Below are 14,643 nucleotides of genomic sequence, written 5' to 3' on the forward strand. Positions count from 1 at the left end.
CGCGCGGCCCCCCCCCCCCCGCCCGGGGCGCGGCCCCCGGCCGCCGCCGGCCCCCCCCCCCCCCCGCGGGCGGGCCGGGGGCGGGGGGGGCCGCCCCCCCCCCCCCCCCCCCCCCCCCCACGGCCCTTTCGCGTCCGGCCGAGGCCGGGTGGCGGCTGACCAGCTCGGATATACCGATCTCTTGACTGTCGTCACAAGAGCGGCATACTGGCCTCACTCCCTGCTGAGCCGATTGAGGTGCCGCCGATGGAGCTCTCCCCCTCTGCCCATGTGGACACGTTCTGCCGTGACCGGCTCCCACCGGCCGAGCAGTGGCCGGAACTTCTCTTCGAGCTACCGGAGTTGGACTATCCCGAGCGGCTGAACTGCGCGCAGGCGCTGCTCGACGACACCATCGAGGCGTTCGGCGCCCACCGGCGCTGCCTGCTCACGCCGACCGAGGAGTGGAGTTACGGGGAGCTGCGGCGCCGCGTCGACCAGATCGCCCAGGTGCTGACCGAGGACCTCGGCGTGGTGCCCGGCAACCGGGTCCTGCTGCGCGGCCCCAACAACCCCTGGCTGGTGGCCTGTTGGCTGGGCGTGCTGAAGGCCGGGGCGGTGGCCGTCAGCACCGTGCCGCTGCTGCGGGCGCACGAGCTCTCCGCCCTGCACGCGATCAGCGCCCCGCGGGTCGCCCTCTGTGACCACCGCTTCCTGGCGGAGCTGGCCGCCGCGCAGACGCCGGGCCTGGTGACGCTCGGCTACGGCGGCACCGGGCCGCAGGACCTGTCGGCGCGCTGCGCGGCCAAGGAGGGGGTCTTCACCGCGGTGCCGACCGCGGCCGACGACGTGGCGCTGATCGCCTTCACCTCCGGTACCACCGGACGGCCGAAGGCCACCCTGCACTTCCACCGGGACGTGCTGGCCAACGCCGACACCTTCTCCCGCCATGTGCTGCGGCCCACGGCGGACGACCTGTTCGCCGGCACGCCGCCGCTGGCCTTCACCTTCGGCCTGGGCGGCCTGGTGGTCTTCCCGCTGCGGGTCGGTGCCGCCACCCTGCTGCTGGAGCAGCCGGGCGCCGAGCAACTGGCCGAGCAGGTGGCGCGGCACGGCGCCACCGTGCTGTTCACCGCCCCGACCGCCTACCGGGCGATCCTTCTCGCCGGGCTCGCCGACCGCCTGGCGGCCGTGCGCCGCTGCGTCTCCGCCGGCGAGTTCCTGCCCGCCGCGCTCTGGGAGGCCTTCCACCGGGCCACCGGCATCAAGCTGATCGACGGCATCGGCGCCACCGAGATGCTGCACGTGTTCATCTCGGCCGCCGACGGTGAGATCCGCCCGGGCGCCACCGGCCGGCCGGTGCCGGGATTCCGCGCCGCCGTGCTGGACCGGGCCGGCGAGCCGGTGCCGGACGGGCAGCCCGGACTGCTGGCGGTGAAGGGCCCGACCGGCTGCCGCTACCTGGACGACGAGCGGCAGGCCGACTACGTGCGCGACGGCTGGAACATCACCGGCGACACCTATGTCCGGGACCGGGACGGCTACTTCTGGTACCAGGCGCGCAGCGACGACATGATCGTGTCGGCCGGCTACAACATCGCGGGCCCCGAGGTCGAGCAGGCGCTGATCGAGCATCCGCAGGTCGCGGACTGCGCGGTGGCCGGCGCGCCCGACGAGCGGCGCGGCACGATCGTCAAGGCCTTCGTGGTGCTGCGCGAGGGAGCGGTGGCCGGCCCCGAGACGGCCAGAGAGCTGCAGGACTTCGTCAAGCGGAGCATCGCGCCCTACAAGTACCCGCGCGCGGTGGAGTTCGTCCCGGCGCTGCCCCGCAATTCCAGCGGCAAGGTGCACCGGGCCGAACTGCGGCGCTGGGCCCGGGCCGGCGCGCCCGAGCCGACGGCGGCGGTGGAGGCCGCCGGGCAGCCGGTGCCGGCGAGCGTGGTGGTCGAGCGCCGGGTGGAGTGGTCGGACACCGATGCGGCGGGCCACTACCACTTCTCCGCCGTCCAGCGCTGGGTGGAGGCGGCGGAGGCGGTGCTGCTGCGCCGGCTCGGCCTGGCCGCGCTGTTCGGCAGCATTCCGCGGGTCCACTTCGAGGCGGACTACCGGGAGCGGCTCTGGTTCGGCGACACCGTCCGGGTCGAGTTCAAGGTGGCGAAGGTGGGCAACTCCTCGCTGCACTACGCCTTCGAGGTGCACGGACCGCAGGGCCTGGCCGCCGGCGGGCGGCTGGCGGTGGTGCACTCGGCGGCCCACGCCAAGGGCAGCGTGCCGTGGCCCGAGGAGGTCCGGCAGGCGCTGTCGGGGGCCGGCGCGCAGGAGCCGGAGACCTACCGGTGAGCCCGCCGGGTGCGGGCGCGCATATCGCGTGCTCTTGACGGTCGTGGAATTACCGCAATACCTTGGAATCGCCGGACCACTGGAGGTCGTCGTGCGGGTAGCAGTCATCGGAGGCGGGCCGGGCGGGCTCTACTTCGCGGCCCTGGCCAAGCAGCTCTCCGCCGACTGGGAGATCACGGTCTGGGAGCGCAACGCCCGCGAGGAGGCCTTCGGCTTCGGCGTCGTCTTCTCCGACGAGACCCTGGAGGGCATCGCCCAGGCCGACCCCGGCGTCTTCGCCGCGATGTCCGCCGAGTTCGCCCGCTGGAGCGACATCGACGTCCACTTCCGGGGCCAGGTGCGCACCTCCGGCGGCCACGGCTTCGCCGCGCTGGACCGCAACCGGCTGCGGGAGATCCTGCAACAGCGCTGCGCGGAGCTGGGCGTGGACGTGCGCTACGGCACCCAGGCGCCGCCGGTCGAGCAGCTGCGGGCCGACCACGACCTGGTGGTCGCCGCCGACGGCATCCGCTCGGCCACCCGCGAGGCCTATGCCACCAGCTTCGGCCCACAGCTGGACGAGCGGCACAGCCGCTACATGTGGCTCGCCACCGACAAGGTCTTCGAGGCGTTCACCTTCATCGTGACGCGGCGGGACTTCGGCGTCCTGGCGGTGCACGCCTACCCCTACAGCGCGCACCGCTCCACCTTCATCGTGGAGATCGCCGAACAGGCTTGGCGGCGGGCCGGCTTCGCGGACCTGGCCGCTGGGGAGCCGGCGCGCGGCGAGAGCGACGAGGCGAGCGTGCGGCGCTGCGAGGAGCTGCTGGCCGAGCACCTCGGCGGCCACCGGCTGATCCCGAACGCCTCCCGGTGGATCCGCTTCGAGACCGTGCACAACGCCTCCTGGCGGCACGAGAACGTGGTGCTGCTCGGGGACGCCGCGCACAGCGCCCACTTCTCGATCGGCTCGGGCACCAAGCTGGCCATGGAGGACGCCCTCGCGCTCGCCGCCGGCCTGCACGAACACGCCACCGTGGCCGAGGCGTTGGCCGCCTACGAGGCCGAGCGCCGGCCGGTGGTGGAGTCGACCCAGCGGGCCGCCCAGGCCAGCCTGGAGTGGTTCGAGAGCATAGGCCGCTACGCCGGTCAGCAGATCGACCAGTTCGCCTTCAACCTGCTCACCCGCAGCCGCCGGGTCACCTACCAGAACCTGCGCGAACGGGACGCCGCCTTCGTGGCCGCCGTCAGCCAGGCGCAGGGGCCGGAGGCCGGGAGTGGCGCGGTGCCGCCGATGTTCCAGCCGCTGAAACTGGGCCAACTCGCGTTGCGCAACCGCGTGGTGGTCCCGCCGATCGCCACCTACACGGCCACCGACGGCCACCCCGGCGCCTTCGAGCAGGCCCAGCTCGCGGCGCACGCCCTCGGCGGCGCCGGCCTGGTCTTCGCCGGGATGACCGCCGTCGCCCCGCAGGGCCGGGCCACCACCGGCTGCCCGGGGCTGTGGACGGACGAGCAGGAGGCGGCCTGGCGCGCCCTCGTGCGGGCCGTGCGCGAGGTCAGTGACACCCCGCTGGGCATCCAGCTCACTCACGCCGGGCGCCGCGGCGCCACCGCGCCACCCGGCCCGGACGGCATCGGGCTGCCGCTGGGGGAGCGGGGCTGGCCGACCCTGGCGGCCTCCCCGCTCGCCTGGGGCCCGGGACACCCGGCACCGCACGAGGCGAGCGAGGCGGAACTCGCCGCTGTCACCGCGGACTTCGCCCAGGCGGCGGCCCGCGCCGAGCGGGCCGGATTCGACGCGCTGGAGCTGCAGTTCGGCCACGGCCAGCTGCTCTCCGGGTTCCTGTCGCCGCTCACCAACCACCGCACCGACCGCTACGGCGGCCCGCTGGACAACCGACTGCGCCTGCCGCTGGAGGTGCTGGCCGCGGTGCGCGCCGCCTGGCCCGCCGGCAAACCGATCGTGGTGCGGATCTCGGCCGCCGACTGGGCGCCGGGTGGCACCACCGAGGCCGAGGCGGTCGCGATCTGCCGGGCGCTGGCCGCGGGCGGCGCGGACACCGTCGACGTCTCCACCGGTGAGGTGGTGGCCGACCAGCGCCCGCCGTACGGCCGCAGCTACCAGACCCCGTTCGCCGACCTGATCCGCAACGCCACCGGGGTGCCGACCATCGCGGTCGGCGCCATCTCCACCTACGACGACGTCAACTCGATCCTGCTGGCCGGGCGCGCCGACCTGGTCGCGGTCGGCCGGGCCCACCTCTACGACCCGCTCTGGACCCTGCACGCGGCCGCCGAGCAGGGGTACACCGGCCCCGGGGTGCACTGGCCCCGGCCCTGGCAGCCCGGCAGCCGCAAGCCCCCGGGCCCGCGCGCCGACCGGGTGCCGCCCCGCCTCGAACTGCTGCGCGCGCCCGCGGCGCCCGTCCACCGGCGCTGGCCGCACCAGGCCTAGGAGAAGAGAACCGATGCTCCATCTGCCCCGCTTCACCGCCGCCGCCGTCCAGGCCGCCCCGGTCTACCTGGACGCCGCCGCCACCGTCGACAAGGCCGTCGCGCTGATCCAGGAGGCGGCCGGCAACGGCGCCGAACTGGTCGTGCTGCCGGAGGTGTTCGTCCCCGGCTACCCCTACTGGAACTGGACCATGAACCCGGTCCAGGGCTCGCCCTGGTACGAACGCCTCTACCGCGCGGCCATCGACGTCCCCGGCCCCGAGGTGGAGACCCTGCGCGCCGCCGCCCGCCGGGCCGGCGTGGTGCTGGTGGTCGGCGTCAACGAGCGCGGCGCGCACAGCCTCGGGGTGCTCTACAACACCCTGCTGACCATCGGCGCCGACGGCGAACTTCTGGGCGTGCACCGCAAGTTGGTGCCGACCTGGGCCGAGAAGCTGACCTGGACCGGCGGCGACGGCAGCTCACTGCGGGTGCACCGGACCGCGATCGGCCCGCTCGGCGTCCTGGCCTGCGGCGAGAACACCAACACGCTGGCCCGGTTCGCCCTGCTGGCCCAGGGCGAACTCGTGCACGCCGCAAGCTACATCGCGCTCCCGGTGGCCCCCGAGGACTACGACATGGCGGACGCCATCGCGCTGCGCACCGCCGCCCACAGCTTCGAGGGCAAGGTCTTCTCGGTGGTCTCCTGCTCCACCATCTCGCCCGAGATGGTGGACCTGATCGCCGGCGAGGACGAGGGCGTGCGCAAGCAACTGGCCCGCAAGCGCAGCGCGCTGTCCGGGATCTTCGGCCCGGACGGCCGCCCGGTCACCGAGCCGCTGGTCGACGAGGAGGGCATCGTGTACGCCGAGATCGACCTCGGCCGGTGCATCCAGCCCAAGCAGATGCACGACATCATCGGGCACTACAACCGCTTCGACGTCTTCCGGCTCCAGTTCGACGACCGCCCCCGCGGCCCGCTGGTCTTCACCGCCCCCGAGGCGGACCGGCCCACCCCTGAACCCACCGCACCCCTTGCTGAGCGGGAGGACACGTGACCAGTCACGACAGCTACGACGACCGCCGGATCGGCCGGGCCCGGGTCTCGGACAGCCCCGAACTGCTGGCCTACTACGAGGAGTTGGCCAAGCTTGAGGCCGGCGCCCTGTGGACGGTCGCCAACGAGATCGAACCCTGGTACCCGCAGCCCAAGTCGGTGCCGGTGCTCTGGCGCTACGCCGAGCTGCGCCCGCTGGTCCACCGCGCCCTGCCGCTGGTCAAGGCCGACGACGCCGGGCGACGCGTGGTCATGCTGGTCAACCCCGGCCGCCGGGACGTCAGCGCCGCCGTCGGCCTGCTCTACACCGGCCTGCAGATCATGGGCCCCGGCGAGGCGATGACCGCGCACCGTCACCAGGCCGCCGCGCTGCGCTTCGTCCACGAGGGCATCGGTGCCTGGACCGTCGTGGACGGCCAGAAGCTGCGGGTCGGCCCCCGCGACTTCGCCATCACGCCGAACGGCAGCTGGCACGAGCACGGCAACGAGTCCGACGAGGCGCCGGTCGTCTGGCAGGACGGCCTGGACATCCCCTTGGTCAACGCCCTGGACGCGGGCTTCTACGAGGTCCACCCGGAGCTGTACCAGCGGCCCGGAAAGGTCGTCAACTCCTCCCTGCTCAGCTACAGCGGCAACCTGCTGCCGTACGGCATGGAGAAGTGGACCCGCCCGTACTCCCCGGTCTTCGGCTACCCCTGGGAGCCGAGCTACCAGGCCCTGCTCGACCTCGCCAAGGCGAGCGAGGGCTCCCCGTACGACGGCGTCATCATGGCCTACGCCAACCCGCTCACCGGCGGCCCGGTGATGCCCACCATGGGCGCCCACCTCCAGCTGCTGCGACCGGGCCAGGCCACCGCCGCCCACCGCCACACCGGCTCGGTGGTCTACACGGCCGCCAAGGGGCGGGGCTACTCGGTGATCGCCGGGCGCCGCTTCGACTGGCAGCAGGGCGACATCTTCTGCGTGCCGTCCTGGGCCTGGCACGAGCACGCGAACCTCGACCGGTCCGAGGACGCCTGCCTGTTCTCCTTCAACGACTTCCCGGTCATGGACTCGCTGACCTTCTCCCGGGAGGAGGCCTACACCGAGCACGGCGGCCACCAACCGGTCGTCCAGGACAGCGACAAGTAACCGCCCCACCGCCCCGCCGTCCTCCCGCAAGGAGCCATCGATGCGCCTGGTCAGCTACTCACCGAACGACGCCCGCGACGCCCGCGACCCGAACGAGGCCGGCGAGCCCGCCCGGTACCTGGGCGCCCAGCTCGGCGACCGCGTGGCCGACCTCGCCACGCTGGCCGCGGCCGCCGGCACCGAGCTGCCCGGCGACCTGCTCGCGCTCGTCCAGGCCGGGCAGCCGGCGCTGGACGCGGCGCGGGCCCTGCTCACCGCCGCCGAGGCCACCGGCCTGCCGCCCGCCGCCGTGCACGCGCTCGATGCGGTCAAGCTGTGGGCCCCGCTGCGCCCCGGCAAGGTCGTCGGCGTCGGACTCAACTACGTCGAGCACGTCGCCGAGTCCAGCCGCACCCTGGACACCGACCGCGAACTGCCCGACCGCCCCGTGCTGTTCTCCAAGCCCGCCACCGCGATCACCGGTCCCGGGCAGCCGATCCTGCACAACGCCGACCTGACCGAGCAGCTCGACTGGGAGTGCGAACTCGCCGTCGTCATCGGCCGCAAGGCGTTCCGGGTGGCCGAACAGGACGCCTGGCAGCACGTGTTCGGCTACAGCATCATCAACGACATCAGCGCCCGCGACCAGCGCCGCTCCGGCCAGTGGTTCTTCTCCAAGGGCCAGGACTCCTACGCCCCCTTCGGCCCCGCCGTGCTGACCGCGGACGAGATCGCCGACCCGCACGATCTCGAACTCGGCCTCAAGGTCAACGGCGAGACCAAGCAGCACTCCAACACCCGCCACATGCTCTTCCGGATCCCGCGGCTGATCGCCGACATCTCCTGCGGCATGACCCTCGAACCCGGCGACGTCATCGCCACCGGCTCACCCTCCGGCGTCGGCGCCGGCCTGGTCCCCCCGCAGTTCCTCCAGCCGGGCGACCTGGTGGAGGCCACCATCCAGCACATCGGCACCCTCGCCAACCCGGTCCTGGACGCCCGCTGACGCCGCCCCCGACAAGGAGCCCGCCCGTGACCCTGCCCCTGACCCCGCCGACCCCGCGCACCTTCCGGATCGGCCAGATCGTGCCGAGCTCCAACGTCACCATGGAGACCGAGGTCCCCGCGATCCTGCGGGCCCGCGAGGGTATCGCACCGGAGCGCTTCACCTTCCACTCCAGCCGGATGCGGATGACCCGCGTCACCCCCGAGCAGCTCAGGGCGATGGACGCGGACTCCGACCGCTGCGCCCTCGAACTCTCCGACGCGGCCGTGGACGTCATCGGCTACGCCTGCCTGGTCGCCATCATGAGCATGGGCACCGGATACCACCGCGTCTCCCAGGACCGCCTGCACGCCCGGACCGTCGAGAACGGCGCGCCCGCCCCCGTCGTCACCAGCGCCGGCGCCCTGGTCAACGGGCTGCACACGATGGGCGCCCGGAAGATCGCCCTGGTCGCCCCCTACCTGCGCCCGCTCACCCGGACCGTGGTGGACTACCTCACCCACGAAGGCATCGAGGTGCTCGACTACGAGGCGCTGGAGATCCCGGGCAACCTGGACGTGGCCGCCCACGACCCGGCCAAGCTGCCGGTCATCGCGCGCGGGCTCGACTACGCGCACGCCGATGCCGTGGTGCTCTCCGCCTGTGTGCAGATGCCCTCGCTGGCCGCCATCGAGGAGGCCGAGCAGCGGCTCGGCAAGCCGGTGGTCTCCGCCTCCATCTGCACTGTCCACCAGCTGCTGCGCTCCCTCGGCCTGCCGGCCGTCGCCCCCGGGGCCGGACACCTGCTCTCGGGCGCCTATGCCGAGAGCCCCATGGACGGGAGCCCGGTGGAGGCAAGCGCGGCGGACGGGAGCCCGGTGGAGGGGAGCGCCGGATCGGTATGATCATCGCGGGTATCCCCGTGAGGAAGGCGACCATGTCGGAGACCGCGACCCGGCCCAGCGCCCTGATCCACACGATCTACGGTGAGTTCGTCCGCCGGCTCGGCGGCTGGATCTCCATCGCCGACCTGATCGCGCTGATGGCCGAGCTGGACGTGGACGGCCCGGCCGTCCGCTCGGCGATCTCCCGCCTGAAGAAGGCCGAGACGCTCCTCCAGGAGCGGCGCGAAGGCACCGGATACCGCCTCGGCCCGCAGCTGGGCCCGGTGTTCGACGAGGGCGACCGCCGGATCTTCCACAGCCTCGAACCCGCCGCCCTCAAGGACGGCTGGGTCGTCGCGGTCTTCTCCGTCCCCGAATCCGAGCGGGCCCACCGCCACCAGCTCCGCTCACGGCTCAGCTGGCTCGGCTTCGGCAACGCCGCACCCGGCGTCTGGCTGGCCCCCGCCCGCCTGCTGCCGGACGCCCGGCGACTGCTGGAGCGCCTGGAACTGAGCGCCTACGTCCACCTGTTCACCTCCGACTACGCCGGCTTCGCCGAGCTGCGCGACGCGGTGAGCTCCTGGTGGGACCTGCCGGCCATCGAGTCCCAGTACACGGCGTTCACCGACAGCTACCGGCCGCTCAAGGAGGAGCTGGCCCGCGGTCCGCGGCCCGACGAGGTGACGGCCTTTCGCGCGTACGTCCCCATGCTCACCGAATGGCGGCGGCTGCCCTACCTGGACCCCGGCCTGCCGACCGAACTGCTGCCCGCCGACTGGAACGCCGTGCAGGCCAGGCGCGTCTTCGTCGAACTCCACGACCTGCTCGCGGAGCCGAGCCTGCGTCATGTCGTCAAGGTGACCGGACTGGAGCAGCACCCGGCCCGGTGAACCGGCCGCCCCCGGACGGGAGTGGCCGGTTCACCGGGCCGGATCGGATCGGGATGCGCGGCTCAGGACAGCCGGCGGACGAACGACTCCCAGGCCACCTTGACCGACCGCACCGCCTGCGCGGCGGTCGGGTGGTGCGGCTGGGCGTTGCCCACCGGCGGGGCGGCGCCCTGCTCCGGTCCCATCGGCTGGTTGGTGACCTGCGTCCACGCGATCGTGCAGCTGACCGGGCCGGAACCGGTCGCGAAGGAGCACTCGGTCTGGTAGAGCGTGCCGTCGGTGGTCAGCGCCTCCACCAGGATGTCGTTGCCGTGGTCCGCCACCGCGACGCCGCAGGCGGGGCTGGTGCCGGGCAGCGCCGGGGGACTGGTGAAGGTGGCGGTGCCGGGGGTCGGGCTGACCTTCTGGCTGCCGACATCGATGTGACCGGGGCTGCCCGTGACCACGCCGGTGTAGAGGTAGTCGCCGTGGACGACGGTGTCCAGGGCCATGCAGGGGCCGGTCGCGCCGGTTGCGCCGGTCGCCCCCTGCGGTCCGGTGGGTCCGGTTGCGCCGGTGTTCCCCTGGGGCCCGGTCGGTCCGGTGGGTCCGGTTGCGCCGGTGTTCCCCTGCGGTCCGGTGGGCCCGGTTGCGCCGGTGTTCCCCTGCGGTCCGGTGGGCCCGGTCGCACCGGTGCTCCCCTGCGGTCCGGTGGGCCCGGTCGCACCGGTGCTCCCCTGGGGCCCGGTGGGCCCTGTCGCGCCGGTGGCCCCCTGCGGTCCGGTGGGCCCGGTCGCGCCCGTGGCGCCCATTGCTCCAGTTGGTCCCGTCGGCCCGGTGACGCCGGTGTCCCCTTGGGGCCCGGTCGGTCCCGTCGGCCCGGTGACGCCGGTGTCGCCCTGGGGCCCGGTCGGCCCGGTGTCGCCCTGCGGTCCCGTCGGCCCGGTGGGTCCGGTCGGGCCCGGGCACCCTTCGTCGCCGTGCCCGTGGTGTCCGCCGCCCCCGCCGCCGTCGCCGCCGTTCTGCGCGGTGCCGCTGTCCGTACCGGCGGTGCCGTCCCCGCTCCCGTCCCCGCCACCGTCGCGCAGCGCGGTCCGGCCGGGGCGGTGCGGCAGCATGCCGTCGGTGGAGTGGATCAAGGACTCGTGGCTGTGCATGACACGCTGCGCCGCGTACTCCATCGGCGGGCAGTGATTCCCCTCGTGGCCCCGCGGAGCCCCGCCCGCGAAGGCGGTGCCGCTGGTCGCCACGACGGCCGTGATGAGCAGGGCCGCGCTCCCGGCGAGTTGTTTCCGGCGGCTGGTGAGCCCCGGACGCAGGTCCCTTGGTTGTGCTGCGGGCACGCCTGACCTCCTGATGTCGGCAGATCGCGCGGACCGGAGCGGCCCGCGCGTACTGTCGGATGATCGACACCATGGCTCGAATCCATGTACGACCGCTCCGCAAAGTCACCGGGGCAGCCCACAACTGCCACACGTTCGGCCCGCTGTGTGGCAACCCGGCTCGGCGGCACCCCCGGCCTACTATCTGCAGCTGTGGCGCAACACGAGGATTCCCGTTCCGAGAGAGTCGGCGGTGGGCCGGGGCCCACCATCTGCCTCTGCATGATCGTCAAGGACGAGGCGAAGGTCATCGAGCGCTGCCTCGCCTCGGTCCGTGGCCTGGTGGACACCTGGGTCATCTCCGACACCGGATCGACCGACGGCACGCAGGAGCTGATCCACCGTGCGCTCGCGGGTGTGCCCGGCGAGCTGCACCAGGATCCCTGGGTGGACTTCGGGCACAACCGCACCCGGAACATCCGGCGGGCCCACGGCAAGGCCGACTACCTGCTGCTCATCGACGCCGACATGGTGGTGCGGCAGGAGGGCGAGCTGCCGCACCTGACCGCCGACTCCTATCTGCTGCGGCACGCCGCCGACCTGGAGTACCGGATCAAGCGGCTGGTCAAGGGCACGGTGAACTGGCGTTACGAGGGTGCCACGCACGAGTACCTGACCTCCGATCGGCAGGACCGGGCGGCCGACCTGGACGCACTGGTCATCGAGCACTTCGCCGACGGCGGCTCGCGGGCCGACAAGTTCGAGCGGGACGCCCGCCTGCTGCGGGCCGATCTCGCACGCGATCCCGGCAACACCCGCACCGTCTTCTACCTGGCGCAGACCCTGCGCGACCTCGGTGACACCGAGGCGGCCGTCGAGCTGTACCGGCGCCGGGCGGGGATGGGGGGCTGGGCGGAGGAGGTCTACTACGCGCTGCTCCAGGTCGGCGTGCTGACCGCCGAACTCGGCGACTGGCCGGCCGCGATGGACGCGCTGCTCCAGGCCTGGGAGAGCCGGCCGCAGCGCCTCGAAGCCTGCTACGAACTCTCCTCCCGGCTGCGCAAGTCGGGCCGCTACCAGGCGGCGCACGCGTTCGCCCGGGCCGGCCTCGACGGCGGCATGCCGCGCGACTGGCTGTTCACCCAGCCCTGGGTGTACCAGTGGGGGCTGCTCTTCGAGTACTCCATCACCAGCTACTGGGTCGGCGACCCACAGAGCTCGCTGGCGGCCTGTGACCGCCTGCTCGCCCTCGCCGACCTGCCCGCCGTCTACCGTGAACAGACCCTGGCCAACCGCGAGTTCGCCGCGCGGCTGGCATCGGCCGACTGAGCCGGCCCTGGGCCGACCGAGCAGCGGCCCTAGGCCGGCTTGCCCCCGGTCCCCGCTCTGCCGAGCAGCACGAAGCCGTCCTGGGCGGCGACGGTGAGGTAGCCGTGCTCGACGTCCCAGGCCAGGGCGGCCTTCTCCTGGTCGACCGTCAGCGGCCAGCGCTTGTAGTACGGAGTCCAGGTGTCCACGATGATCCACGCCGGATCGGGGCGGCTCTGCGGCCAGCCGTAGAGGCTGACACTGGTGCGGTTGGTCAGCTGGGGCACCAGCAGGGTGGAGGCCTGCACGGTGGCGTTGTCGGGGATCCGGTCCATCAGCCGGTGGGCCTCGGCGACCCGCGGATCCGTGCGCCAGGTGGCCGACTGGACCAGCTGCCACAGTGGGTACTGCGGCAGGAGCAGCAGGGTGACGGCGACGGTGCCCGCGAGGTGGCGGCGCAGACTGCGCGCGGTCAGGTCGCGGGTGGCCAGCGCGTCGACGAAGGCCGCGAAGACGATCGGCATCAGCACCAGCGAGTAGTGGTAGCCGGTGCCCCAGTGGACCGAGTCGTTCGAGGCGAAGCGCCACAGCAGCGTCGGCAGCGCGATCCACAGCAGCGGGGAGCGCAGGGCCAGGAAGAGCGTCGGGGCCAGCACCAGCAGCAGCGTCGTCGCCTTCGCCTCGGGGGTGACCAGGCCGATCGTGCTCCGGTAGAGCAGCTGTGCCGGGCCGCCGCCACCGCCCGGGGCGTCCAGGAAGGACCAGTAGGCGAAGGAGCCACCCGGGTTGAAGGCCGGCAGCGCCACCAGGATCGCCAGCAGTGCCCCGGCCAGGCCGGCCGCGGCAGTGGCGAGCCCGAGCCTGCGCTCGCCGCGCGCGGCGATGACCAGGCCGATCGCGAGCACGGTCAGGCCCAGGTCCTCCTTCACCAGCAGCAGGGGCAGGGCCCAGCACGCCGCGGCCCGCGAGCGCCCGCTGCCGAGCGCGGCCAGCGAGCAGGTCAGCAGCGGGACGGCGAAGGCCACTTCGTGGAAGTCGAAGCCGACCGCGCTCGCGATCCCCCAGGACAGCCCGTAACAGAGCCCGATCGCCACCGCAGCCCCGCCCCCCAGCGCCCGCCGGGCCCAGGCGGTCAGCGGCAGCACGCTGACGGCGATCAGCGCCGCCTGCGCCACCAGCAGGGTCCGCGCCGTCGGCCAGAGCCGGTAGAACGGCGCGAGCAGCGCGAGCACGGGGGAGAAGTGGTCCCCCAGTACCGGGAAGTCCGGTGCCTTCAGTTCGGAGACCGGCAGATGTCCGTGCGCGTAGGAGCGGACGACCTGTTCGAAGATGCCCAGGTCATAACTGTTGGACAGGATCCGCTGATGGATCCGCAGCGAGACGGCCGCGTAGCCGAGGAACAGCGCCCCCGCCAGGGCCCACATCCACCCGCTGATCCGCGGGCGGCCGCCATCGACCGAATCCGCGCGCGCCCGCCTTCCGGGGCCGGGTGACCAGGGTTGGCGAATGGCGCTGCCGATGGGGGCTGCCTGCATGACCACACCTTCCGGAAAGGGGACGCCGATTCCATCAAGATGCCAGCAGGATTCCGGACTTGATCGAGCGTCAATTCCCGGCGGTGCAGAATCATCCGATTGGCTCTGGCGCCGCCACCCCGGCGGAAGGCCCGCCACGGGCGGCGGCGCGCAGCCGTCGGGTGAGGGTCAGCCCTCGGCCCAGCCGTGGCTCTTGCCGAACTGCAGCAGGCCGCGGCGGATCTGCAGGATCTGCTCGCCGGTCAGCGAGGGCGCCGTGGTCAGCAGGGCCTCGGTCACCTCCTGCAGGAACTCCTCCGTGCTGAGTACATCGCACAGCGAGTCCTCGCCGTCCGGCTTCGGAGCGAGGGAATTCGGGGCGAGGGCGTGCGAGCGGGTGCCCGGCAGGGGCGCCGGCGGAGGCGTCACCGGACTGCCGTCGGGGCCCAGCGGAAGACGGACCCGGGAGGCCTTCAGGCCGCGGTCGCCGTCCTCGATCTCGAATTCCACCGTCAGACCCGAGTGCACGTAGGACTCGGGAATCAACATGTCGTTCACATGCAGGAAGACGTCCTCCCCGCCACTTTCCGGAGCGATGAACCCATAGCCCCGAGCACTGTCGAACCGCACCACACGACCAGCAACCACGACCAACCCCCAGACACCGTCGGGCCCCTTGCCCGAAGAACCTGGACCGAAGATTAGTACGGCCCCGGTGTCCGTGGCGAGTGCCGATTTTCCGTGCCGGGGCGGCGAGGCCGCGGGCGGGTGCGCCATGGCGCCGGGACGGGTCCGAACGGGTGGATCCCGCAAGGCCGTCTCCGTCGCTCCCCGTCCTCGCGCCGCCGGTACGTCAGGCT

At 73.1% G+C, this 14,643-nt stretch carries 10 protein-coding genes and 2 pseudogenes; 9 read left to right on the forward strand and 3 right to left on the reverse strand.

Features of this window, described 5'->3' with window-relative positions; translation table 11 throughout:
* Window positions 1–246: 246 nt before the first annotated feature.
* The 8 genes and pseudogenes from ACFZB9_RS35625 to ACFZB9_RS35660 form a co-directional block, all read left to right on the forward strand.
* Window positions 247–1,869, forward strand: a pseudogene (locus tag ACFZB9_RS35625) (AMP-binding protein); the annotation flags it as partial.
* Between the two features lie 78 nt (window positions 1,870–1,947).
* Window positions 1,948–2,319, forward strand: a pseudogene (locus ACFZB9_RS35630) (acyl-CoA thioesterase); the annotation flags it as partial.
* Window positions 2,320–2,410: 91 nt separating this feature from the next.
* Window positions 2,411–4,756: an FAD-dependent monooxygenase gene (locus tag ACFZB9_RS35635; protein WP_391454155.1), complete on the forward strand. Its 2,346-nt coding sequence runs from the start codon at window positions 2,411–2,413 to the stop codon at window positions 4,754–4,756.
* A 13-nt stretch (window positions 4,757–4,769) separates the two neighbouring features.
* Window positions 4,770–5,792 carry a carbon-nitrogen hydrolase family protein gene (locus tag ACFZB9_RS35640; protein WP_391454157.1) on the forward strand — a complete coding sequence of 341 codons (1,023 nt, stop codon included), beginning with the start codon at window positions 4,770–4,772 and terminating at the stop codon, window positions 5,790–5,792.
* Window positions 5,789–6,922 carry a cupin domain-containing protein gene (locus ACFZB9_RS35645; RefSeq protein ID WP_391454158.1) on the forward strand — a complete coding sequence of 378 codons (1,134 nt, stop codon included), beginning with the start codon at window positions 5,789–5,791 and terminating at the stop codon, window positions 6,920–6,922. The genes ACFZB9_RS35640 and ACFZB9_RS35645 overlap by 4 nt, the downstream gene beginning before the upstream one ends.
* A 40-nt stretch (window positions 6,923–6,962) precedes the next feature.
* Window positions 6,963–7,907, forward strand: coding sequence for a fumarylacetoacetate hydrolase family protein (locus ACFZB9_RS35650; RefSeq protein WP_391454159.1), 945 nt, complete (start codon window positions 6,963–6,965; stop codon window positions 7,905–7,907).
* Between the two features lie 101 nt (window positions 7,908–8,008).
* The gene (locus ACFZB9_RS35655) at window positions 8,009–8,791 is read left to right on the forward strand and encodes an Asp/Glu racemase (RefSeq protein ID WP_391454201.1); all 783 of its coding nucleotides are present in this window, start codon (window positions 8,009–8,011) and stop codon (window positions 8,789–8,791) included.
* A gap of 32 nt (window positions 8,792–8,823) precedes the next feature.
* Entirely contained in the window at window positions 8,824–9,660 is an 837-nt protein-coding gene (locus ACFZB9_RS35660; RefSeq protein ID WP_391454161.1) for a PaaX family transcriptional regulator C-terminal domain-containing protein, read from the forward strand.
* A gap of 62 nt (window positions 9,661–9,722) precedes the next feature.
* Here ACFZB9_RS35660 and ACFZB9_RS35665 read toward each other — a convergent pair whose 3' ends face one another.
* Entirely contained in the window at window positions 9,723–10,982 is a 1,260-nt protein-coding gene (locus ACFZB9_RS35665) for a hypothetical protein (RefSeq protein ID WP_391454163.1), read from the reverse strand.
* Window positions 10,983–11,243: 261 nt separating this feature from the next.
* Here ACFZB9_RS35665 and ACFZB9_RS35670 point away from each other — a divergent pair, with 261 nt between their 5' ends.
* The gene (locus tag ACFZB9_RS35670) at window positions 11,244–12,290 is read left to right on the forward strand and encodes a glycosyltransferase (protein ID WP_391454165.1); all 1,047 of its coding nucleotides are present in this window, start codon (window positions 11,244–11,246) and stop codon (window positions 12,288–12,290) included.
* Between the two features lie 29 nt (window positions 12,291–12,319).
* Here ACFZB9_RS35670 and ACFZB9_RS35675 read toward each other — a convergent pair whose 3' ends face one another.
* Both ACFZB9_RS35675 and ACFZB9_RS35680 read right to left on the reverse strand, forming a co-directional pair.
* Window positions 12,320–13,693 carry a DUF2079 domain-containing protein gene (locus ACFZB9_RS35675; protein ID WP_391454167.1) on the reverse strand — a complete coding sequence of 458 codons (1,374 nt, stop codon included), beginning with the start codon at window positions 13,691–13,693 and terminating at the stop codon, window positions 12,320–12,322.
* 279 nt (window positions 13,694–13,972) lie between these two features.
* On the reverse strand, window positions 13,973–14,431 hold the full coding sequence (locus ACFZB9_RS35680; RefSeq protein ID WP_391454169.1) for a cold-shock protein: 459 nt from the start codon (window positions 14,429–14,431) through the stop codon (window positions 13,973–13,975).
* Window positions 14,432–14,643: the final 212 nt, after the last annotated feature.

Origin of the sequence: Kitasatospora sp. NPDC008050 (genome assembly GCF_042957465.1) — a bacterium.
GTDB lineage: Bacteria > Actinomycetota > Actinomycetes > Streptomycetales > Streptomycetaceae > Kitasatospora.

What these genes read in the sequence shown, in the direction of transcription:
- ACFZB9_RS35670 (WP_391454165.1), top strand. Translation starts at nt 11,244, where the DNA reads ATGATCGTCAAGGACGAGGCGAAGGTCATCGAGCGCTGCCTCGCCTCG.
- ACFZB9_RS35655 (WP_391454201.1), top strand. Translation starts at nt 8,009, where the DNA reads ATGGAGACCGAGGTCCCCGCGATCCTGCGGGCCCGCGAGGGTATCGCA.
- ACFZB9_RS35640 (WP_391454157.1), top strand. Translation starts at nt 4,770, where the DNA reads ATGCTCCATCTGCCCCGCTTCACCGCCGCCGCCGTCCAGGCCGCCCCG.
- ACFZB9_RS35675 (WP_391454167.1), bottom strand. Translation starts at nt 13,693, where the DNA reads ATGTGGGCCCTGGCGGGGGCGCTGTTCCTCGGCTACGCGGCCGTCTCG.
- ACFZB9_RS35650 (WP_391454159.1), top strand. Translation starts at nt 6,963, where the DNA reads ATGCGCCTGGTCAGCTACTCACCGAACGACGCCCGCGACGCCCGCGAC.
- ACFZB9_RS35660 (WP_391454161.1), top strand. Translation starts at nt 8,824, where the DNA reads ATGTCGGAGACCGCGACCCGGCCCAGCGCCCTGATCCACACGATCTAC.